This window comes from Pseudomonas triticifolii (genome assembly GCF_014358015.1).
Taxonomy (GTDB): Bacteria; Pseudomonadota; Gammaproteobacteria; order Pseudomonadales; family Pseudomonadaceae; genus Aquipseudomonas; species Aquipseudomonas triticifolii.
The window spans coordinates 108,774-129,665 of the sequence record NZ_JACONV010000002.1 but is presented as its reverse complement, the minus strand read 5'-3'; the positions used below and the strand labels follow the sequence as shown (position 1 = coordinate 129,665).

The following is a 20,892-nucleotide window of genomic DNA, read 5'->3' as shown; positions in this document are numbered from 1 at the left end:
TACCCGCCAACAAAAATCCCGGCCACCTCACGGTGCCGGGATTTTTTTGGCTTGGATAACGGAGCGGTTATTGAGCGCCGGCCGTTGCGCCTGTCTTGCCCTGACGCTTATTGATCGCGTCGATCAGACGCTTGGCCAGGGCAGGGTAGTCTTCATCGAAGTGATGACCACCCGGCAACTGCACCGCTTCACCCACGGCTGTGGTGTCGGTGCAACCGCTGTCCTTCTTCTCCTCGACGCCATACACGCAGAACACCTTGGCAGCCGGCAGTTTCGCCATCTCTTGTCCGGTGGTCGCTTCCTTGCCTGCGTTGCCCAGCCAGCCGTCCACATGGATCTCGAAGCTGCCTGTCCGGGCGAACGCCAGCAGGATGATTGCGTCGATACGGTTCTGGTCGTCAGTCGCCAGGCGGTTGTAGATCGCTGGCATGACGTCTGCACCGAATGAGTAACCGGCAAGAATGAAGCGTTTGGTGCCCCATTTCTGGCGATAGTGGTTCATCAGGTCGGTCAGGTCTACTGCGGTCTGCTCTGGGGTCTTGTGTTCCCAGTAGTAGCGCAGCACGTCGATGCCCACTACCGGATAACCCATCTTCGCCATATCGCCTGCCACGACCTTGTCCAGGTCGCGCCAGCCGCCGTCGCCGGACATGAACAGCGTCACAGTGTCGGACGGTTGGCTGGCCGGCACTTCAACGACCGGAATGCCCAGCCCACCCGCATCGTTTTCGCCCAGCAGCAGGTGACGCAGTTCGGTGTTCAGGACCTGCGGCAGCTTAATGTCGTAATCGCTGATGCTGGTGTCGGCATTGGTCTGATCACGCACGAACGCAGCACTGGGGTCGTCCGGGGCGTCATTCCACGCGGCCAGCCAATGACCGTGAGGCGCTTTCTGAGGCAATGGGACATCGCAGATACGTGGCGGTGTGTCGCCTTCTTCTACGACTGGCGGTGGATTGGAGACGTGCTCCAGCGCAAAGCCGACGGAGATGGCTTGCGCCTTGTCATCGGTCTGCCCGGCCAGCCAGCGCCATGCCAGCGTCGCGCCAGGGCCTATGCCGCCCACGACCATTGCGGGGCCGTCGAGTTTTTCGAGCGCACTCTGGAAGGTCTTCTGCTGCATCACGCAGTCGTCCTTGGGCAGGACAACCTGGACGATGCGCGCCGACGCATCCTTGCTCACCGCCAGCAATTGCTTGTCGGTGAGCATTTCTTCAGCGGTGACGGCCAGGGCGATGCGGGTCTTGATGCGTGTTGCCGGAGTCACGCTGGTCAATGCGGCGCCATCATCCAGCGTCAAGCGTTCAAGGGTGGCGGGTGGAGCGGGGCGGGTCCAGATCCACGCCCCCAATGCGGCTACAAGAACAATTACCAGAGCTGCGAGCAAAAAGCGCCAGGAGCGTCGAATCATCAGCGTTTCACCAATCCAGTCAGGCCGCCCGCAATCAGGGCAGCGGTGTCAGCCAGTGCCACAAGCGGATCGAGTCCGGCAGGCACGGCCATATAGCGAGGTTCCCAATCGGGCTGGAACTTGTCTTTGAAGCGGCGCAGACCCTGGAAGTTGTAGAGCTGTTCGCCGCGACGGAAGATCATCGACCCCAGACGTTGGGTCAGCGGCGCTCCGCGACGCGGCTGCAGGCCTGAAAGCGGCACCATGCCCAGACTGAAGCGCGCGTAACCCTGAGCTTTGTAATGCAGAATCAGGCCCACCATCATGAACTCCATGGTCAGCTTGGGCGCATCCGGATGCGAACGCATCAGGTCCAGGCTGGCCAGCTCCGGTGTGGTGGTTTCCAGCAGGTTGGAGAAAGCGACCGGCTTGCCCTCGAAGTGAACGATGGCAATACGGAAATACTTCAGGTACTCGGGGTTGAAGCGGCCCAGAGAAAACCCTTTCTCGCGCACGTTCTTGCCGGTCAGCCAGGCGTCGGAGATGACTTTCAACTCTTCGATAGGTGCAGCGCCAGGCTCGTAGATTTCCAGCGACAGGCCATCCCGGCCACCGCGGTTCCAGGTGTAGCGCAGGTCTTTCATCTCCTTGCCTTTGGCTTCAATGTCGAAGCGCCGCAGGTCAACCCGTGCTTCTTCGCCAAGCTTGATGGCTGTCAGCCCGATATCCATATAGAACGGCAGGTTTTCGGCACGAACCTGATAGAACACGGGACGGGCGTGGTGCACGTCACACAGGTCGCGGAACTGCCAGATCAGCTCGGCGCGCTGTTGTGTCGGGCCGATCGGATCGTAAAGTGCGACCAGACTGCGGCCACGGTGCGAGTACATCAGGAAGGCATTGCCGGCCGGATGAAACAGGATCGCCTTGTCACCCGTCAGCACCAGACCACCATCAGGCTGGTTGGAGGCCTTGAGGATCTCTGCAGCTTTATCCAGATCGGCGGCGTCAGGCAGCTTGATGACCGGTCGTGCGGTACGCAACAACCAGGTCAACGACACCACCACCAGCAGTACGGCGCTGCCTAGCGCTGAGCGCAGGCCTCTCGGGGCGTCAGCGTCCAGCGTGAACTGCCACCAGAGTTGATGGCTGTACGGCACGTCCTGATAGGCGAATAACAGCAGCCAGATCGATGCGCCGACGACGCACACACTGGCGATCAGGTACAGCGGAGAAAACGGCACCTCCAGCAGGCGACTGGGCCGATAGAACGAGCGGCGGAAGGTCATCAGCAGGCAGGCAGTCAGCAACAGCAGGCTGGCCTCTTCCCAGTCGAAGCCTTTCAACATCGACAGTACGGCACCCACCAGCAACAGGATGACAGTCAGGATCCAGGCTGCGGACAGTCGACGACGCAGACCCTGAGCCAGCAGCAGGCACAGCACGCCCACCAGACTCGCACCAAAGTGCGAGGCATCGATCAGCCGATGGGGAATCATGAAGCCGACGTTTTCCAGTCGGGTATCAATTTCAGGGGTGGCACCAGAGAAGAGCAGCACCACCCCCGACAAGAAAACCAGTAGTGCCAGAATCGGCGCTGCCAGACCTGAAGCGACACGCATTGCCTGCCGGGTTGGCAGCAATCGCTGCGCCTCGGTGAACAGCAGGGTCAGGCACGCCAGCAGCAGCGGCAGGACGACATAGATCAGGCGATACAGCAGCAGTGCCGCCGCCAGCGGGGCGGCCCCCAGTTCATTGGCGAACGCCGCCAGCAAAATGGCTTCGAACACCCCGACGCCACCAGGTACATGGCTGAGTACGCCCGCAGCGAGCGCCAGCAGGTAGATCAGCAGAAAGGCACCCAGCGGTGGCGCGTGGGGCAGCAGTAGATAAAGCACAAGCGCTGCTGCCGCAACGTCCAGGGCCGTGATCACCAACTGGATAAGCGTAAGGCGCAGGTCGGGAAGGCGCAGCGTGCGGCGACCCAGGCGTACCAGAATGTTGTGCGCGATATCCTGTTCCGGCAGGCGACGGCGATAAATCGCGACGGCCAGCAGCACGCTGCCCACCAGTACCGCTGTTGCCACCACGGCCAGCACTTCGACCGGCAATTTCAGCGCCAGCGACGCGCCGGACAGGTTGCTCAGGGTCGCCAATGCAGCCAGCGGCGGCAACGCGCAGCCCAGCGAGAGGCTGGCGAATACGGTCATGCGGGCAATTTCAATCGCGCCAATGCCATGCCTTGAATACAGCCGGTACCGAACCGAGCCGCCGGAGAGCATCGACAGGCCCACCGCATTGCCGATCGCAAACGAGGTGAAGCCACCCAGAATCAGCGTCTTGGTCGGCAGGTCGACGTTGGCGTAGCGGCTGGCGGATAACTCATAGCCCATCAGAATGACGTAGCCAACGATCGCTGCCAGCAGTGCGCCGCCCAGCGATGGCAGAGGCACGGCCAGCAGGGAGTCCTGCAGCGCATACCAGTCCATTTCGATAAGCATGTGTCGGCAGGCGATCAAGGCCAGGCCAAACAGCAGCAGCATCACGGCCAGCCCGATTGGCTGGCGATACTTGCTCAGCAGCTCACGCCAGTTCAGGCGCGCAGGCTTCTCAGGTTGATCGGCATTCACTGTTTCATTGGAATCTGACGTGTTGTCGCGCATCAATCACTCCTTGGATCGTGCGCGACAGGATGGAGGTATACAGCCAAGTTACCAATCCCTACGCAAAAAATATTTCAGGATGTTAGCGCGTCAACGCCTAACGAGCGAATAGCGAATGGAGCGGGGTAGTGCTGTTCAGCGCTGATTCAGGTGTGATTCAGCTTAGTCATAAGCCTATCGGCAGCAGGTGAAAAAACTGTCGTAAATGGAAACATTACGTGACATTCATGATAATAGGGCTTCAGAGGGCCGATCAAATAGCCTTTTCTGTCAGACAGTTACAGATGCTGCATGAAACTTTTTGATCGCGCACAAAAAAGGCCACTCTTTCGAGCAGCCTTTTTTGATGTTTGGTTGCGGGAGCCGGATTTGAACCGACGACCTTCGGGTTATGAGCCCGACGAGCTACCAGACTGCTCCATCCCGCGTCTGTGTGGCGGCATTCTACAGCTGAACGCCGAAGTGTCAACCCTTAATGTTCGTGCTCTGGAAATTAACCCTGGGTACCGGACATTGATCGCCCTGATAAGTGTCTTATCGGGCACGCACAAAAAAGGCCACTCTTTCGAGTAGCCTTTTTTGATGTTTGGTTGCGGGAGCCGGATTTGAACCGACGACCTTCGGGTTATGAGCCCGACGAGCTACCAGACTGCTCCATCCCGCGTCTGTGTGCCGGCATTCTACAGAGACTTGGCGGTGTGTCAACGGTTAGTTTTGGAAAAATGCTTTTCCTTCAAATGCTTAGCGAATCGGCAGGAGGGGGTCGATTGCCTTTGACGCCCTGTCTGCGGGACTTTAAGCAGCATTTGCCCACAAAAAACAGGTTTGCAGAGCCATTTCATCGCCCGGCGTGAGGGCGTGCGTGTCAGCGGCTGATAGCGGTGAGATACTGCACGGCCATGGATTCAACATCTCAGCAGGTCATGACGCAACGCAAAATCATCCACATCGACTGTGACTGCTTTTATGCAGCCATCGAAATGCGTGACGACCCCGGTCTTGCGGCCAAGCCGCTGGCGGTTGGCGGCTCCGCGGAGCGGCGTGGGGTGATCGCGACCTGTAATTACGAGGCAAGGGCTTACGGGGTGCGCTCGGCAATGTCCTCTCGTCATGCCCTCAAGCTGTGCCCGGACCTGACCATCGTAAAGCCACGCATGGATGCCTATAAGGAAGCATCTCGGGAAATTCAGACGATCTTTCGTGATTACACCGACTTGATCGAGCCTTTGTCCCTGGATGAGGCCTTTCTGGATGTCTCGGATTCCAGCCATTTCTCTGGCAGCGCCACTCGTATCGCTCAGGACATTCGACGTCGGGTGTCCAATCAATTGCACATCACGGTGTCGGCAGGCGTAGCGCCCAACAAGTTTCTGGCCAAGATTGCCAGTGACTGGAAGAAACCGAACGGTCTGTTTGTCATCACGCCGGATCAGGTCGAGGCATTCGTCGCCTCGCTGCCGGTTAGCAAACTGCACGGTGTCGGTAAGGTGACCGCTGATAAGTTGGGTCGCCTGGGGATCGTCGACTGCGAAGGCCTGCGCAGTCGCAGCAAGCTTGCACTGGTTCGCGAATTTGGCAGTTTTGGCGAGCGGCTCTGGAGTCTGGCGCACGGTATTGACGACCGGCCTGTACAAAACGACAGCAGACGTCAGTCAGTGAGTGTCGAAAACACCTACGATACGGATTTGCCCGATCTGGCCAGTTGTCTTGAAAAGCTTCCCGCGCTGCTGGAAACGTTGACCGGGAGGATGGAGCGAATGGAGGGGCAGTACCGTCCCGGAAAGCCGTTCGTGAAAGTCAAGTTTCACGATTTCACGCAGACTACCCTGGAGCAAACCGGCGCGGGTAGGGATCTGGGCAGCTACGAGCAGTTGCTGGCTCAGGCGTTTGCGCGAGGCGGCAAGCCGGTTCGTTTGCTGGGGGTGGGTGTACGGCTGCATGATTTGCGCGCCGCGCATGAACAGCTCGAGCTGTTCGCGCGTCAGTAGCAGGTTTCGGGACCGTCACGAAACCTGCTGGCACGATCAAGGCGCTTCGGCAGGTACCGCGACCAGGCGACCGGCGTCCCGTGCAAGCGACTTCAGAAACTCGTTCTGCAACTGAGGATCGTTGCGTGTGAGTTCGATCAGGCTTTGTTCCAGTTCACTGGCTTCTTCTTCCAGTCCCATGTCTGACAGCCGCTTGACCCGGTGAACCCATTGGCTGACTTCGTCGTCTTCAAGGTCATCGTAGATCAGCGCGTGGGCTTCCAGTAGTTTGCCGCGCAGTGAATGGCTGATTGGCAGGCTCGCGTTGGCGTGTGCGTTGTCCTGTTCATCCTCCACATTTATATAGAGGCGGGTGACACGGCTAAGGTCCTGTTCTGCAAACGGACTGTCCAGCAAATTGAGCCGCAGCACGCCATTACGGTCTGTCGACATTTCGTGGGTTTCATTGCCCGCCTTGACCATCACCGAGCGCTCGTTCCAGGGCAGGGTGGAGTTCTCGATCCGTTTGTCCTTCTGAACCTCATCGATACCCGCCAGGTTTTGCTGGGCGCGACCGTGAGAAGGGGCGTTCATGAAAGGATTCAGCCCGGCCACGCCATAACTGATCCAGTCCTTGGTCACACTGTCGGGCAGGCTGCCCAGCGCGAATACGTTGACTACATTGGCGCCAACACCGGCCACGACTGCGACTGCGCCCAATGGGATTTCATAGACTTCCCGCCAGGGCTGGTAAGGGGTGTAGCGATCGTAGTGGCGTGTCACTTCGAAATCGGTGACTTCGAAGGATTTATGCTCGTGAATCCGCACACGACGTTGCGGCAATTCGAGCGTTTTGGGTTCGCCGATGTCGACCTGCAAGGTGTGTTCGAGCAGTTTGCGCTCGACGCGCTCTTCGTGCTCGCTGCGTTGTGACAACTGATTGGCACAGCCGCCGACGAGGAAAGTGCCGCAGAGAACGGCGCTGCCGAGGCTTAGGGTGCTTCGTTTGAGCATGGGATCTCTTGATGCGGATGGGGCGGGTGAGTGGCGCACCGACAGGTGTCGGTGCGCCTTTGACTCAGCGTTTCACGCGGCCCTGAATGAACGACAGCACGTCAGCGACTGCAATGGCTTGCGGTTGCGACTCGGTACGGCTCTTGTACTCCAGATTCCCTTCGGCCAGACCGCGATCGCTGACAACGATGCGATGCGGGATACCGATCAGTTCCATGTCAGCGAACTTGATGCCGGGGCTGGTTTTCTTGTCGCGGTCGTCGAGCAGGACTTCAAAGCCGGCTGCCTTCAGATCGGCATACAGCTTGTCGGTGGCTTCGCGTACGGCGTCTGTTTCATAGCGCAGCGGCACCAGGGCGATCTGGAATGGCGCGAGGGTGTCGTTCCAGATGATGCCGTTTTCGTCGCTGTTCTGTTCGATGGCGGCGGCCACTACACGGGATACGCCAATGCCGTAGCAACCCATGGACAGGTTGACCGGCTTGCCGTTTTCGCCGAGCACCTGGCACTTCATCGCTTCGCTGTACTTGGTGCCCAGCTGGAAGATGTGTCCGACTTCGATGCCGCGTTTGATCTCCAGCGTGCCCTTGCCATCCGGGCTTGGATCGCCGGCGACCACGTTACGCAGGTCGGCAACGGTCGGAACCGGCAGGTCGCGTTCCCAGTTGACGCCAAAGTAGTGCTTATCGTCGATATTGGCGCCGACGCTGAAGTCACTCATCATCTCGACCGAGCGGTCGATGACGCAAAGCAGTGGCAGGTTCAGAGGGCCCAGCGAGCCTGCGCCTGCGCCGATTGCGTCACGCAATTCGGCTTCGGAGGCCATGACCAGAGGGCTTGCGACCTGCTCCAGCTTGCCGGCCTTGATTTCGTTGAGTTCGTGGTCGCCACGAATGATCAAGGCGATCAGCTTGCCTTCTTCGGCGGCATGCACCACAAGCGTCTTGACGGTCTTCTCGATCGGCAGGTTGAAGCCTTCGACCAGTTGCGCAATGGTCTTGGCGTTCGGCGTATCGACCAGGCGAAGCTCTTCTGTCGGCGCAGGGCGGGAAGTCTCGCGGGGCACCGCTTCGGCTTTTTCGATGTTGGCGGCGTAATCGGAGCCGTCGCTGAAGACGATATCGTCTTCGCCTGACTCGGCGAGTACGTGGAATTCGTGGGAGCCTGCGCCGCCGATCGAGCCGTTGTCAGCTTCGACCGGGCGGAATTTCAGGCCCAGGCGAGTGAAGACGTTGCTGTACGCCTGGTGCATGCGATCGTAGGTTTCCTGCAACGAGGCATGATCGGCGTGGAACGAATAGGCGTCCTTCATGACGAACTCGCGGCCGCGCATCAGGCCGAAGCGTGGGCGGATCTCGTCACGGAATTTGGTCTGAATCTGGTACATGTTGATTGGCAGCTGCTTGTAGCTGTTCAGCTCGTTGCGGGCCAGATCGGTGATGACTTCTTCGTGGGTCGGGCCCAGGCAGAAATCACGGTTGTGGCGGTCGACCAGACGCATCAATTCAGGGCCGTACTGCACCCAGCGGCCGGACTCCTGCCACAGTTCTGCGGGTTGAATGCCCGGCATCAGGATTTCAAGTGCGCCTGCAGCGTCCATCTCCTCGCGAACGATGGCTTCTACCTTGCGCAGCACGCGCAGGCCCATCGGCAGCCAGGTGTACAGGCCAGAGGCGAGCTTGCGGATCATGCCGGCGCGCAGCATCAGCTGATGGCTGACCACGACCGCATCGGAAGGGGTTTCTTTCTGTGTGGCGAGCAAAAATTGACTGGTGCGCATGGTTGGCCGTTGTCGGTTGCTGAGACTGGAAATGACTCGGGATTGTACGGTGATGTGCCGGTGGCGTACAGGCCGTGCAAGGCAGTCGAGCGGTAAGGCCGCACTTTTCAGGCGGCATGAAAAAGCCCGGCATGAGCCGGGCTTCTTCTATTACCGAGAACCGAATCGCGATTACAGAACCGAGATTGGGTAGTCGACGATCAGGCGGAACTCATTGACATCGCCTTCGCCCTGGTCAGCATTGGCGCGGTGCCATGCTTGACGAATGCGGAAGGACAGGTCTTTGGCCGGGCCGGTTTGCAGGACGTATTTGGCTTCGAGGTTGGTCTCGTGGTGCTCGCCATCTGCGCCGTACAGGCCAGCGTATGCGCTGCCGGTCGGAGTCTTGGTGCCGTCGATGTCAGTACCCTTGATGTAACGGGTCATGAAGCTAAGGCCTGGAACGCCGTACGGAGCCATGTTCAGGTCGTAGCGAGCCTGCCAGGATTTTTCACCCGGACCGTTGAAGTCGGAGTACTGGATCGAGTTGTTCAGGAAGATCGAGTCGCCACCACGGTTGTTGTCACCAATACCGATGTAGTCGAACGGGGTGTCGCCGTTGATCTTCTGGAACGCCAGGGTCACGGTGTGTGCGGCCATGAACGAGTAGGCTGCGGAACCGGAGAACGCGGTGTTGCTGATCGAGCCAGCTTTGGCGCTGCCTTCGTCAACGGTGCGATAGATGTTCGCGTCGAATGCCAGGGACTGGTCACCGCCCAGAGGCAGTGCGTAGTTCACGTTACCGTAGTATTGATCCCAGACGTCTTCCAGCTTGGCGGCGTAGAAGCCGACGCCCAGGCTGTCGGTGATGGCATATTTACCACCAGCGAAGTCAGCGCTGTTTGCACGAACGCCAGCGTAGTTGGCGAAGATGCTACCGCCGTGGCTGGTGTCGTCCTGGCTGGTGCCAGAGTAGAAGTGACCTGCTTCAACGTCCAGGCCTTTGATCTCGCTGCTCTGCAAGCTGATACCGCTGGCAGTCTGTGGCAGCAGGCGCGAGCCGCCGACCGCGAACACCGGGCTGGTTGGCTGCATGTCGCCGACTTTCAGCTCAGTCTTCGAAACACGGAACTTGACGGCGCCGCCGGCTTTGCTCTGTGTATTTTCGTTGTTACCGGCAGAGTCGGTGATCAGGTTACCCGAACCTGAGTACTTGTCTGGGCCCCAGAGTTTCACACCGGCGTAAGCGAAGGCTTCTACACCGACACCGATGGTGCCTTGGGTGTAACCGGAGCTGAAGTTTGCCCAGATGCCTTGGGTCCAGTCACGATCGTCCTGGGCACCAGCCTTCTTGTCACGGTTGTAATAGTAATTGCGCAATTTCAGGTCAAGAGTGCTCCCCTCAACAAAGCCTTTGGCCTCGGCCTGATCACTGACGAACGGTGCAGCCGTTGCCAGTTGGGTGCTGGCTGCAGTAACGGCCAGTGCGATTGCGCTCCACTTCATCACTCTCATCGTGATTGCTCCTTTGGTTTTTAGAAGAGATCTATGCCGTCCCACCTGTTTTTTTATCTGGGCGGCTCTTTCTATTTTTGTCGGCGGAAAATCTACATCACGCTGACGGTGCTTACGATAGTTACAACCCTATCCTTTCAGAATCTTTACGCCGGTGTCGCTTGCTGCGTCGTCCATGTCGCCATGGGGTTGTGCATCCCCAGTGCGCACTTCAGTGATCGCTGTTGCGTTGGCATCAAGCCTGGGCCTTGTGATCCAGGGCCGGCAAAAGCTGTTCCGCCGATCGCAACCTTTTCCCTTGGTCAGGGTGTCTCTGTTTTCCGCCAGGGACACCGTGATCATATGGGTGATATAGCAACAAGCGTGCACAAAGTTCCTGAAAATAAGAAAAAAACGTGAAAAATCAGAATCTGCGTTGCATTCAAGCTGTATTTCATTGTTTTTAATAGCTATTTTTTTTATAGAAAAATCTCTCTCCCGGTCTTTCCTCTCTCTCAGGGTAGCGTGTAACCAGAAAATTGTTACCGGGCTGAGCTGTTTTTGGGTAAATCCCGCCCCTCTGGTGTTGCGACGGCAACAGCAGTGTGTGTTTTTGGTGCATTCGCCAGCGGTGTTGCATGAAGCTGGGGCGGGTCACTGACACGTCGTTATGGTGAACGTCCAGGTGTTTCATTTTCATGACCCTATATCAGGCAGTCGTTGAATCGGGTCTGAATCGGGGATGGGTTAAGGCTGCTAACCATGGTCCTGCACACTCGGAATGCGAGCCAAAGCAGTGCGTTGGTGCCAATAGGGCTACATATTGGTGCGGGCCTTTTCGATGGAGCCTTTTCTCACACGCTGTGGCTGGCCTGCATGATGTCGGCCTTATGTGGGGGTGAAGCGTTACCTCATCACGCGTATCCTGTGATGTGTTACCTGGCACCTTGCTGCCGAGCGGGTCAACCAGACATTCAAGTGGCAATCAGGAGCCTTTATCGTGTTCGTTCTGGATTCACGTTTGCACCAAGACACCCTGGCTCTGGGCGATTTCCCGCTTTGCCGGTTATTGCTCTCCAATGATTCGAATTACCCCTGGTTCATTCTGGTACCGCGACGCCCGGATATCAGTGAGGTCTTCGATCTGAGTGCCGACGATCAATTGCAGCTCTGGCAGGAGACCTCCTTTCTGTCAAAGACGCTCAAGGTGTTGTTTGGCGCTGACAAGCTTAATGTCGCGGCGCTTGGTAATGTCGTCAGCCAGCTTCACATGCATGTCATTGTGCGCAAGCGAAACGATATCGCCTGGCCTGCACCTGTGTGGGGCAAGCACCCTGCCGTACCTTATACAGAGGAACAGTTCGTTTCGATTCGTGAGCAGCTCCGGGCCGTACTGATCAACGATTTTCGATTTGAGGGGGATTCAGCATGAGCCTTGATGAGCGAGTCATGGAGCTGGAGAGTCGCCAGGCTTTTCAGGACGATACGATTCAGGCTTTGAACGACGTGCTGGTGGCGCAAAGGCGAGAGCTTGATCGTTTGCAGCAGCAGATGTCGGCGATGCTCAAGCGGCAGGAAGAGCTTGGCAATCAGTTCGAAACCTTTGAAGAAGATGCTCCGCCGCCTCATTACTGACTGACAGGCGTAAAAAAACCGCGGCCTCCACAGGAAGGGCGCGGTTTTTTTATGTCATGACATTTATGCCATACGGATCAGCGACGTGGCAGCGCTGCAATCACATCTTCTGCCTGCAGGCCTTTGTCACGGTTCATGACGGAGAACTCCACGCGCTGGCCTTCGACCAGTACGCGATGCCCTTCGCCGCGAATGGCGCGAAAATGCACGAAAATATCGTCACCAGAGTCCCGCGAAATGAAGCCGAAACCCTTTGAGGTATTAAACCATTTCACAGTGCCGGTATCACGGTTGCCCATGTCATGGCTTTGAGGTGCTGGCGAGGGAGACGACCGATAGAAGCTCACGCCAAGGTGCAGCGCGACAGCCACAATGGCAATGGCCAGGCTGATGATGATGGCCGGTTGGCCTGCGATGATTTGTAATGGAACCAGCAAGGTCAGGGTTTGCAGCACGACCGCAGCAACGAGCAAAGCGCTGACCAGGTTTTGCAGGGTATGACGTGCACCTCGATTCCAGTAGGGGATCACTGGGGCAAGTACCAGGTTGAGCAGCCCGAAGAACGCCAGATAAACCGCATCGGGCTGTTGCAGGTAGGGAGACATGGCCTCGCTACGCAGGCTGGGGATAAAAGAGAGCAGCAGTGCTGCGGCTCCCGTTACCAGATGGACAATTTTTAACATTTTAAAAAGCTCACAAGTCGAGAAGGATTACCAGAAATAGCGGGTACCGTTCGGTACGCTTCTAAAAAAGAGGAGGCGTGATGCACGAACGATGGTCCAGCCTATGCGCCAAGACAGATGACAACTCAATAGCGACACGCGGTGTATTTAACAGCAAAGCCCGGTGCTACTCAAATCAGCGGCCTGTGCAAATAAATCTGTTTAAGTGAAGGGGTTGTGAAACGCGCGCTCGAAATCCTTGCAACCCCCGGAACAGAGCCCTGCCTGCTGAGCGAGGCGTTTTCGAGGCTCAGCGCAGGCGGCCCACCCGTCGCCGCTGGTCGAGAATGCCGGACGGTCATGCCTCGCCTCCTGTTCATTTTGCTCCCCCTTCTGCCAGGACTCTATAGAAAGCTGCGCCGCCCCGGGTTCTCTTGATAGAGTAGGGGGTGTTACTGCTTTCCACTCCTCAATGAAAGGGCATGAAACATGGCAATCGATATCGGTATCAGTGAAGAAGATCGTAAATCGATCGTGGACGGTCTTTCGCATCTGCTGTCGGATACTTATGTGCTTTACCTCAAGACTCATAACTTTCACTGGAACGTCAGCGGTCCTATGTTCCGTACGTTGCACTTGATGTTTGAAGAGCAATATAACGAACTGGCCCTGGCAGTGGACTCTATTGCTGAGCGTATTCGTGCGTTGGGTTTTCCTGCGCCGGGTACTTATTCAACGTACGCCCGTCTGTCTACCATCAAGGAAGAAGAGGGCGTGCCGAGCGCTGAAGATATGATCAAAAGTCTGGTGCAAGGTCAAGAGGCTGTTGTCCGCACGGCGCGTAGTATCTTTCCTTTGTTGGATAAAGTGAGTGATGAGCCTACTGCTGATCTCCTGACTCAACGCATGCAGGTTCATGAAAAAACCGCATGGATGTTGCGCTCGATGCTTGAATCCAAATAAAGATCCGGGCGAGTGGCAGCCAATTGCTACTCGTCTTTAGCCTTGCGCTGTAGCGTGTTCAGGCTTCGTGGCAGGCTCCTGTGTGCGCTGGCCTGGCTTCCCATGCCGTGTGTTGGCCGTTCAGGCTTCAGGGTAATCACCCGCGTTCCACGCAAGCAATGCTGTGCTGTCGTTTTGACTTGTCACAATGACAGCGACCGGTATTCCCTATTCTCGTGTGGTCATGTCCTACAGCAATAAGGTGTAACCCCTGCTGGATATAAAATCATGGATCGGGCTTTATAGATCGGGTAGTCACTTGTTTATAAATATTTCATTCCCGGCTTTTAAAGTCCATTTTTTAGGGGTAACAACTATCATGCCACGAGGTGTTGAACGTGAGGTTAAAGAATCAAATCGTCAGTGGATGACGCGCAATGATCCTTTTGTCGAGGATTTCAATATGATGCTGGCCCAGCCTCATTCCAAGTCGGTACGGCTCAATGGACTGGCAACTTGCCTGCGTCTTGAGAACGTATACTGGAATATTCTGACCGGTATCGCCAACGCCAACGATTGTTCGGTGAATACCGTGCTTTCCTACATCGATAGAGAGGTGCATCTGCGTTACGGTGGTGTAAAGAATTTCAGCGGTCTGATCCGGGTGGTCTGTGTGGCGCACCTGTTAAAGACCGATCGTCTGGATGTAGCCCAGGCATAGCGTGATCCCCTCATTCCAGCGGGCTCGCCTCCGGCGGGCCCGTGCCTTCCCTGTGTCGTGCGCAAGCCCTTCAGGTGCAGGCGGCAGATGCGAACTTATCCTGGCAGGATAGGTTCGTTCGGCTGCACGGCAACGATTAACTCTATATAATCCTCCGCCTTGCTAACGGGCATGACTCTGCGTGGGCGAGGGCTGGCTTGAACTGTGTGCCGGTGCCTTGCACTATTGAGCGCAAGCCAGGAGCGAAAGCCCCACCGAATTTTCGAATTACGAGAAGTGAAAACACCATCATGATGCGCAGCCATTATTGCGGCCAACTGAACGAGAGCCTGGAAGGTCAGGAAATTACCCTTTGCGGATGGGTCCACCGTCGCCGTGACCATGGAGGCGTTATCTTCCTCGATATTCGCGACCGTGAAGGCATGGCTCAGGTGGTGTTCGACCCTGATCGTGCCGATACCTTTGCCGCTGCCGACCGTGTTCGCAGCGAGTATGTAGTCAAGGTTGTCGGGAAGGTTCGTGCGCGTCCTGCCGGTGCCGTGAACGCCAATATGGCGTCTGGCGCCATCGAAGTGCTGGGCTATGAGCTGGAAGTGCTGAACGAGTCGGAAACCCCGCCGTTCCCGTTGAACGAGTATTCGGACGTCGGTGAAGAAACCCGTCTGCGTTATCGTTTCATCGATCTGCGTCGTCCGGAAATGGCCGAGAAGCTGCGTCTGCGTTCGCGCATCACCACCAGCATCCGTCGTTATCTGGATGAAAACGGCTTCCTCGACGTCGAGACGCCGATTCTGACGCGTGCTACTCCGGAAGGCGCTCGCGACTACCTGGTCCCTAGCCGCACACACCCCGGCAGCTTCTTCGCGCTGCCGCAATCGCCTCAGTTGTTCAAGCAGTTGCTGATGGTTGCCGGTTTCGATCGTTACTACCAGATCGCCAAGTGCTTCCGCGATGAAGACCTGCGTGCCGACCGCCAGCCGGAATTCACCCAGATCGACATCGAGACCAGCTTCCTCGACGAGAAAGACATCATCGGTCTGACCGAGAAGATGGTGCGTCAGCTGTTCAAGGAAGTCCTTGATCTGGAATTCGATGAATTCCCGCACATGACCTTCGAAGAGGCCATGCGTCGTTATGGCTCCGACAAGCCTGACCTGCGTAACCCGCTGGAACTGGTCGATGTTGCCGATCAGCTCAAGGATGTCGAGTTCAAGGTGTTCAGTGGCCCGGCCAACGATCCAAAATGCCGCATTGCCGCTCTGCGCGTACCAGGCGGGGCAAGCATGCCGCGCAAGCAGATCGACGATTACACCAAGTTCGTCGGCATCTACGGTGCGAAGGGGCTGGCGTACATCAAGGTCAACGAGCGCGCCAATGGCGTTGACGGCCTGCAGTCGCCCATCGTCAAGAACATCCCTGAAGCCAACCTCAATGTGATCCTGGATCGTGTGGGCGCAGTGGATGGCGATATCGTGTTCTTCGGTGCTGACAAGGCCAAGATCGTCAGCGAAGCACTGGGCGCACTGCGGATCAAGGTTGGCAACGACCTCAAACTGCACACCTGTGAGTGGGCCCCGATGTGGGTCGTCGATTTCCCGATGTTCGAAGAGAATGACGACGGCAGCTTCACCGCGTTGCACCACCCCTTCACGGCACCCAAGTGCACGCCTGAAGAGCTGGAAGCCAATCCGGCCACTGCATTGTCCCGCGCCTATGACATGGTGCTGAACGGCACCGAACTGGGCGGCGGTTCGATCCGTATCCATCGCAAGGAAATGCAGCAGGCTGTGTTCCGTCTGTTGGGTATCGCTGAAGACGAGCAGCAGGAGAAGTTCGGCTTCCTGCTCGACGCTCTGAAATACGGCGCGCCACCGCACGGCGGTCTGGCGTTCGGTCTGGATCGTCTGGTCATGCTGATGACCGGCGCTCAGTCCATTCGTGAAGTCATTGCCTTCCCGAAAACCCAGAGCGCTGCAGACGTCATGACGCAGGCGCCGGGTGTCGTGGATGCCAAGGCTCTGCGTGAACTGCACATTCGCCTGCGCGAGCAGCCAAAGGCCGAGTGATGCCGGGCAGGGCGTATCCTGGATACGCCCTGCATTGCCCGAATCGAGTGAAGCTTTTTGCCTGCTGTATGAGGCGAAAGGTGAAGGTGTTTCAAAAAGAATCTGGAGCGAGAAATGGCAGGTCATTCTAAGTGGGCGAACATCAAGCACCGCAAAGAGCGTCAGGATGCCAAGAAAGGCAAGATCTTCACCAAGTGGATTCGTGAGCTGACCGTTGCCGCTCGTCAGGGTGGGGGTGATCCGGGCTCTAACCCGCGTCTGCGTCTGGCGCTGGACAAGGCGCTCGGTGCCAACATGACCCGAGACACCATCGATCGTGCTGTGGCACGTGGTGTGGGCGCCTCTGATGGTGATGACGTTGAAGAGCTGGGTTACGAAGGTTACGGACCGGGTGGCGTTGCGATCATGGTCGAGACCATGACCGACAACCGCAACCGTACTGCCGCGGCTGTGCGTCACGCGTTTACAAAATGTGGCGGCAATCTGGGTACCGACGGCTCGGTGGCCTATCTGTTTGATCGCAAGGGTCAGATCTTTTTTGCTGCAGGTGTCGATGAAGACGCCTTGATCGAAGCAGCGATGGAGGCGGACGCTGATGATGTCGTGACCAATGATGACGGCTCCATCGATGTGTTCACGTCTTTTTCCGGGTTCTATGCAGTGCGTAACGCATTGGAAGCGGCTGGTTTCAAGGCGGCGGATGCAGAGATCGTCATGTTGCCGACCACCAGCGCTTTGCTTGACCTGGAAACCGCTGAAAAAGTACTGAAGCTGATCGACATGCTTGAGGACCTGGATGACGTGCAGAACGTCTATTCGAACGCGGAAATTCCTGACGAGGTCATGGAGCAATTGGGCTGATCGCCATAAAACGAGCTGTATCGGAAGCCGGGGGATCGAAGCCGTGAGTGTCATGCGGCTATCGGCCTCCGGCTTCTGCCTTTATGCTGCGCTCATTGTGTTGCGTCATCTTCTTTAGCTGCAGGCGTTATGACTCTTATTCTTGGTATCGACCCCGGTTCGCGAATTACCGGCTATGGCGTGGTACGTGATACCGGCCGTGGTTGTGTCTACGTGGCATCGGGTTGCATTCGCACCGGCAGTGGTGAGCTGCACGAGCGTCTGCAAATCGTCTATCGCGGCGTTCGTGAAGTCATCAAGACCTACGGTCCCGTCACCATGGGCATCGAAAAAGTCTTTATGGCGCGCAATGCCGATTCGGCGCTCAAGCTCGGCCAGGCCCGAGGCGCAGCCATCGTGGCGGGCGCAGAAGAGGCGCTGGAAATCGCTGAATACACGGCTACTCAGGTCAAACAGGCCGTAGCGGGTACCGGCGGGGCCAATAAAGAGCAGGTGATGATGATGGTCATGCATTTGCTCAAGCTGACCCAGAAGCCGCAGATAGATGCCTCCGATGCGCTGGCCATTGCCCTGTGTCACGCGCATACCCGTTCCAGTCTGATCCCTCATGGTCTGGGGGCCGCGCGCAGTCGCGGCGGCAGGCTGCGTCTCTGACGGCATCATTCGTACGCATTTTTTTACTTGCAGGTCTGGCAACTCCTGTGATGATTGTCTCCAACTTTTTCGCGCAAGCGATAGGCAACACGAAAGGATCTGATACGTGATTGGACGTTTACGCGGCTTTCTGGCCGAAAAACAGCCTCCGCACCTGGTGTTGGACGTCAATGGCGTCGGTTACGAGCTGGAGGTCCCCATGACCACGCTCTACCGGTTGCCCCATGTTGGCGAGCCTGTGACCCTGCACACGCATCTTGTGGTCCGCGAGGACGCACATCTGCTGTATGGCTTTTACGAGAAGCGCGAGCGCGAACTGTTTCGAGAACTGATCCGGCTCAATGGCGTTGGCCCCAAGCTGGCACTGGCATTGATGTCGGGGTTGGAGGTCGACGAGCTGGTGCGCTGCGTTCAGGCTCAGGACACCTCGGCGCTGACGCGTATTCCAGGCGTCGGCAAGAAGACTGCCGAGCGTCTGTTGGTGGAACTCAAGGACCGCTTCAAGGCCTGGGAATCGCTGCCCGGTACCTTCACTCTGGTTTCCAGTGGTCCGAATCAGGCCGAACCTGTGGCGTCGGCTGAGTCCGATGCGGTCAGCGCCTTGATTTCGCTGGGCTACAAACCTCAGGAGGCGAGCAAGGCCGTTTCTGCCATCAAGGAAAAAGACTTGAGCAGTGCCGATCTCATCCGGCGTGCATTGAAGGGGATGGGATAAGTGATAGATGCCGACCGTTTGATAACCGCCACCGGCGGCCGTGATCGTGACGAGCAACTGGACCGTGCGATTCGCCCGCTGAGCCTGGCCGACTACATCGGCCAGCCGACTGTCCGCGAGCAGATGGAGTTGTTCATCCAGGCTGCGCGAGGCCGTAACGAGTCGCTGGACCACACGCTGATCTTCGGGCCACCGGGCCTGGGCAAGACCACGCTGGCCAATATCATTGCTCAGGAAATGTCGGTCTCGATCAAAAGCACCTCAGGTCCTGTACTGGAGAGGCCCGGCGATCTGGCCGCGATTCTGACCAACCTTGAGCCTAACGATGTGCTCTTCATTGACGAGATACACAGGCTGTCGCCCATTGTGGAAGAAGTCCTGTATCCGGCAATGGAAGACTTTCAACTGGACATCATGATCGGGGAGGGGCCTGCTGCGCGCTCCATCAAGCTCGATCTGCCGCCGTTCACGCTGGTCGGAGCGACCACCCGCGCCGGCATGCTCACCAACCCGTTGCGCGACCGTTTCGGTATCGTGCAGCGCCTTGAGTTCTACAGCATCGCCGATTTGTCGACCATCGTGACCCGGTCAGCCGGGATCTTGGGGCTGGTCATCGAGCCGGAGGGCGCATTCGAGATTGCTCGTCGGGCTCGCGGCACGCCACGTATCGCCAACCGTCTGCTGCGCCGCGTGCGCGACTTCGCCGAAGTGCGCGGCAATGGGCAGATTACCCGCCAGACCGCCGACAAGGCCCTGAACCTGCTGGATGTCGACGAACATGGGTTCGACCACCAGGACAGGCGCTTGCTGTTGACCATGATCGAGAAGTTCGACGGCGGTCCGGTGGGCGTGGACAGCCTGGCAGCCGCCATCAGCGAAGAGCGCCACACGATCGAGGACGTCCTCGAACCCTATTTGATCCAGCAAGGCTATATGATGCGCACACCTCGCGGCCGTGTGGTGACGCGTCACGCCTATCTGCACTTCGGTCTGAACATCCCCTCAAGGATGGGCGAGTTGCCGGTGTCGGAGGAATTTGTTGATGACGCGGCCGATTAAAAGCGAAGACCTGCGATTTATTCGCGGTTTGCGTGGTCAGATTGCCAGTCTCGCAAGTGTTACAGGCAATAAGCGGCAAATCGTTGAAAAACAGTTGCCTGACCCGATTGGCAACGTGAGGAGTAAGCACTAGAGTATGCGCGCGCAAAACGGGGTTCAGTCGTTCGCACATCGCTGTCGCGTTTATTACGAGGACACCGATGCCGGCGGCATCGTCTACTACGTCAATTATCTGAAATTCATGGAGCGGGCTCGTACCGAGCGGCTGCGCGAGCTTGGGTTTGCCCAGTCCGCAATGGCGCAGGACAACCTGTTGTTTGTCGTGCACACAAGCGAAGCGCGTTATCACAAGCCGGCGCGGCTGGATGACGAGTTGCTCGTCAGTGCAGACGTAATCGAATTGAACCGTGTCAGCCTGCGCTTTCAACAGCAAGTCAGGCGGGCGTCGGATGCAACGCTGCTCTGTGAGGGGCAGTTCTTGGTGGCGTGCGTACGCGCCGATAGTTTGAAACCCCGGGCCATTCCCGAAACTCTGCGCGCGGCCTTTGCCGTCCAGAGTGGCGCGGGTACACATTCAGAGCAGGAGATAAAGCGTGGAAGCTAACGTCGTCGACCATTCCTCCATGTGGAGTTTGGTCAGCAATGCCAGCATTGTTGTTCAGTTGGTGATGCTGATTCTGGTGGCCGCCTCGGTCACGTCATGGATCGTGATTTTTCAGCGCAGCAATATGCTGCGTGCAGGTCGACGTGCACTGGACAGCTTTGAAGAGCGCTTCTGGTCGGGTATCGACTTGTCCAAGCTGTACCGTCAGGCAGGCAGCAATCCTGATCCGGATTCGGGTGTCGAGCAGATCTTCCGTGCCGGTTTCAAGGAATTCTCCCGTCTGCGTCAGCAGTCCGGCGTTGATCCTGATGCGGTGATGGAAGGTGTGGCCCGTGCCATGCGCGTGGCCATTTCCCGTGAGGAAGAAAAACTGGAATCCGGCCTGTCGTTTCTGGCAACCGTGGGTTCTACCAGCCCGTACGTTGGTCTGTTCGGTACCGTCTGGGGGATCATGAACTCCTTCCGTGGTCTGGCGACCGCTCAGCAGGCGACCCTCGCCACCGTAGCACCAGGTATTGCCGAAGCCCTTATCGCGACAGCCATTGGCCTGTTCGCGGCAATCCCGGCCGTTATCGCCTACAACCGTTTCTCCGCACGCAGCGAGACCCTGATCAGCCGTTACTACACGTTCGCTGAAGAGTTCCAGGCCATCCTGCACCGTAAAGTGCACACCAGCGAAGAGTGAG

General features: G+C 57.6%; 18 protein-coding genes and 2 tRNA genes. 12 read left to right on the top strand and 8 right to left on the bottom strand.

The features are described from left to right. Positions 1 to 67: 67 nt before the first annotated feature. The 4 genes from H8S56_RS05280 to H8S56_RS05265 all read right to left on the bottom strand — a co-directional run bounded on the left by H8S56_RS05280 (position 68) and on the right by H8S56_RS05265 (position 4,717). Entirely contained in the window at positions 68 to 1,411 is a 1,344-nt protein-coding gene (locus H8S56_RS05280) for a virulence factor family protein (protein ID WP_024695036.1), read from the bottom strand. Then, positions 1,411 to 4,053, bottom strand: a complete 2,643-nt coding sequence (mprF, locus tag H8S56_RS05275; RefSeq protein WP_187518068.1) for a bifunctional lysylphosphatidylglycerol flippase/synthetase MprF — start codon at positions 4,051 to 4,053, stop codon at positions 1,411 to 1,413. Before mprF ends, H8S56_RS05280 begins: the two co-directional genes overlap by 1 nt. A gap of 351 nt (positions 4,054 to 4,404) precedes the next feature. After that, positions 4,405 to 4,481 (bottom strand) — tRNA-Met (locus H8S56_RS05270). Positions 4,482 to 4,640: 159 nt separating this feature from the next. Continuing rightward, positions 4,641 to 4,717, bottom strand: a tRNA-Met gene (locus H8S56_RS05265). Positions 4,718 to 4,976: 259 nt separating this feature from the next. Between H8S56_RS05265 and dinB the strand changes: the two genes are divergently transcribed. Beyond that, complete coding sequence (gene dinB / locus H8S56_RS05260) at positions 4,977 to 6,041, top strand: DNA polymerase IV (RefSeq protein WP_024686221.1); 1,065 nt, start codon at positions 4,977 to 4,979, stop codon at positions 6,039 to 6,041. 36 nt (positions 6,042 to 6,077) lie between these two features. Here the strand turns inward: dinB and H8S56_RS05255 are convergent, their stop codons facing one another. From H8S56_RS05255 to H8S56_RS05245, 3 genes are all read right to left on the bottom strand, one after another. Next, positions 6,078 to 7,034, bottom strand: a complete 957-nt coding sequence (locus tag H8S56_RS05255) for a hypothetical protein (protein ID WP_024686222.1) — start codon at positions 7,032 to 7,034, stop codon at positions 6,078 to 6,080. 64 nt (positions 7,035 to 7,098) lie between these two features. Continuing rightward, positions 7,099 to 8,814, bottom strand: a complete 1,716-nt coding sequence (locus tag H8S56_RS05250; RefSeq protein WP_187518067.1) for a proline--tRNA ligase — start codon at positions 8,812 to 8,814, stop codon at positions 7,099 to 7,101. Positions 8,815 to 8,985: 171 nt separating this feature from the next. Continuing rightward, positions 8,986 to 10,308, bottom strand: coding sequence for an OprD family porin (locus H8S56_RS05245; RefSeq protein ID WP_024686224.1), 1,323 nt, complete (start codon positions 10,306 to 10,308; stop codon positions 8,986 to 8,988). Positions 10,309 to 11,287: 979 nt separating this feature from the next. Between H8S56_RS05245 and H8S56_RS05240 the strand changes: the two genes are divergently transcribed. Then, positions 11,288 to 11,719 (top strand): HIT domain-containing protein, encoded by a 432-nt coding sequence (locus H8S56_RS05240; protein ID WP_187518066.1) that lies wholly within the window; start codon positions 11,288 to 11,290, stop codon positions 11,717 to 11,719. Further along, positions 11,716 to 11,922: a SlyX family protein gene (locus H8S56_RS05235; RefSeq protein ID WP_187518065.1), complete on the top strand. Its 207-nt coding sequence runs from the start codon at positions 11,716 to 11,718 to the stop codon at positions 11,920 to 11,922. The genes H8S56_RS05240 and H8S56_RS05235 overlap by 4 nt, the downstream gene beginning before the upstream one ends. 77 nt (positions 11,923 to 11,999) lie before the next feature. Here the strand turns inward: H8S56_RS05235 and H8S56_RS24680 are convergent, their stop codons facing one another. Beyond that, a complete protein-coding gene (locus H8S56_RS24680; RefSeq protein WP_187518064.1) occupies positions 12,000 to 12,605 on the bottom strand; it encodes a cold-shock protein in 606 nt (201 codons plus the stop codon). Between the two features lie 468 nt (positions 12,606 to 13,073). On the opposite strand from H8S56_RS24680, the gene H8S56_RS05225 reads away from it, so the two are divergent. The 9 genes from H8S56_RS05225 (at position 13,074) to tolQ (ending at position 20,891) form a co-directional block, all read left to right on the top strand. Next, on the top strand, positions 13,074 to 13,547 hold the full coding sequence (locus H8S56_RS05225; RefSeq protein WP_004879132.1) for a Dps family protein: 474 nt from the start codon (positions 13,074 to 13,076) through the stop codon (positions 13,545 to 13,547). Positions 13,548 to 13,905: 358 nt separating this feature from the next. Then, entirely contained in the window at positions 13,906 to 14,247 is a 342-nt protein-coding gene (locus H8S56_RS05220; RefSeq protein ID WP_167525009.1) for a ribbon-helix-helix domain-containing protein, read from the top strand. A gap of 290 nt (positions 14,248 to 14,537) precedes the next feature. Then, complete coding sequence (gene aspS, locus H8S56_RS05215) at positions 14,538 to 16,313, top strand: aspartate--tRNA ligase (RefSeq protein ID WP_024686230.1); 1,776 nt, start codon at positions 14,538 to 14,540, stop codon at positions 16,311 to 16,313. Between the two features lie 114 nt (positions 16,314 to 16,427). Beyond that, the gene (locus tag H8S56_RS05210; protein ID WP_187518063.1) at positions 16,428 to 17,174 is read left to right on the top strand and encodes a YebC/PmpR family DNA-binding transcriptional regulator; all 747 of its coding nucleotides are present in this window, start codon (positions 16,428 to 16,430) and stop codon (positions 17,172 to 17,174) included. Positions 17,175 to 17,303: 129 nt separating this feature from the next. Then, positions 17,304 to 17,828, top strand: a complete 525-nt coding sequence (gene ruvC, locus H8S56_RS05205) for a crossover junction endodeoxyribonuclease RuvC (RefSeq protein ID WP_024686232.1) — start codon at positions 17,304 to 17,306, stop codon at positions 17,826 to 17,828. A 106-nt stretch (positions 17,829 to 17,934) separates the two neighbouring features. Then, positions 17,935 to 18,543, top strand: a complete 609-nt coding sequence (gene ruvA, locus H8S56_RS05200) for a Holliday junction branch migration protein RuvA (protein ID WP_004879141.1) — start codon at positions 17,935 to 17,937, stop codon at positions 18,541 to 18,543. Next, positions 18,544 to 19,602 (top strand): Holliday junction branch migration DNA helicase RuvB, encoded by a 1,059-nt coding sequence (ruvB, locus tag H8S56_RS05195; RefSeq protein WP_024686233.1) that lies wholly within the window; start codon positions 18,544 to 18,546, stop codon positions 19,600 to 19,602. A 136-nt stretch (positions 19,603 to 19,738) separates the two neighbouring features. Further along, the gene (gene ybgC / locus H8S56_RS05190) at positions 19,739 to 20,206 is read left to right on the top strand and encodes a tol-pal system-associated acyl-CoA thioesterase (protein WP_024686234.1); all 468 of its coding nucleotides are present in this window, start codon (positions 19,739 to 19,741) and stop codon (positions 20,204 to 20,206) included. Beyond that, complete coding sequence (gene tolQ, locus H8S56_RS05185; RefSeq protein WP_004879148.1) at positions 20,196 to 20,891, top strand: protein TolQ; 696 nt, start codon at positions 20,196 to 20,198, stop codon at positions 20,889 to 20,891. Before ybgC ends, tolQ begins: the two co-directional genes overlap by 11 nt. Position 20,892: the final 1 nt, after the last annotated feature.

Bases quoted from the DNA above. Each gene is read 5' to 3' on its own strand.
- H8S56_RS05280 (WP_024695036.1), bottom strand. From the start codon at position 1,411: ATGATTCGACGCTCCTGGCGCTTTTTGCTCGCAGCTCTGGTAATTGTT.
- mprF (WP_187518068.1), bottom strand. From the start codon at position 4,053: ATGCGCGACAACACGTCAGATTCCAATGAAACAGTGAATGCCGATCAA.
- dinB (WP_024686221.1), top strand. From the start codon at position 4,977: ATGACGCAACGCAAAATCATCCACATCGACTGTGACTGCTTTTATGCA.
- H8S56_RS05255 (WP_024686222.1), bottom strand. From the start codon at position 7,034: ATGCTCAAACGAAGCACCCTAAGCCTCGGCAGCGCCGTTCTCTGCGGC.
- H8S56_RS05250 (WP_187518067.1), bottom strand. From the start codon at position 8,814: ATGCGCACCAGTCAATTTTTGCTCGCCACACAGAAAGAAACCCCTTCC.
- H8S56_RS05245 (WP_024686224.1), bottom strand. From the start codon at position 10,308: ATGAGAGTGATGAAGTGGAGCGCAATCGCACTGGCCGTTACTGCAGCC.
- H8S56_RS05235 (WP_187518065.1), top strand. From the start codon at position 11,716: ATGAGCCTTGATGAGCGAGTCATGGAGCTGGAGAGTCGCCAGGCTTTT.
- H8S56_RS24680 (WP_187518064.1), bottom strand. From the start codon at position 12,605: ATGTTAAAAATTGTCCATCTGGTAACGGGAGCCGCAGCACTGCTGCTC.
- H8S56_RS05225 (WP_004879132.1), top strand. From the start codon at position 13,074: ATGGCAATCGATATCGGTATCAGTGAAGAAGATCGTAAATCGATCGTG.
- H8S56_RS05220 (WP_167525009.1), top strand. From the start codon at position 13,906: ATGCCACGAGGTGTTGAACGTGAGGTTAAAGAATCAAATCGTCAGTGG.
- aspS (WP_024686230.1), top strand. From the start codon at position 14,538: ATGATGCGCAGCCATTATTGCGGCCAACTGAACGAGAGCCTGGAAGGT.
- H8S56_RS05210 (WP_187518063.1), top strand. From the start codon at position 16,428: ATGGCAGGTCATTCTAAGTGGGCGAACATCAAGCACCGCAAAGAGCGT.
- ruvC (WP_024686232.1), top strand. From the start codon at position 17,304: ATGACTCTTATTCTTGGTATCGACCCCGGTTCGCGAATTACCGGCTAT.
- ybgC (WP_024686234.1), top strand. From the start codon at position 19,739: ATGCGCGCGCAAAACGGGGTTCAGTCGTTCGCACATCGCTGTCGCGTT.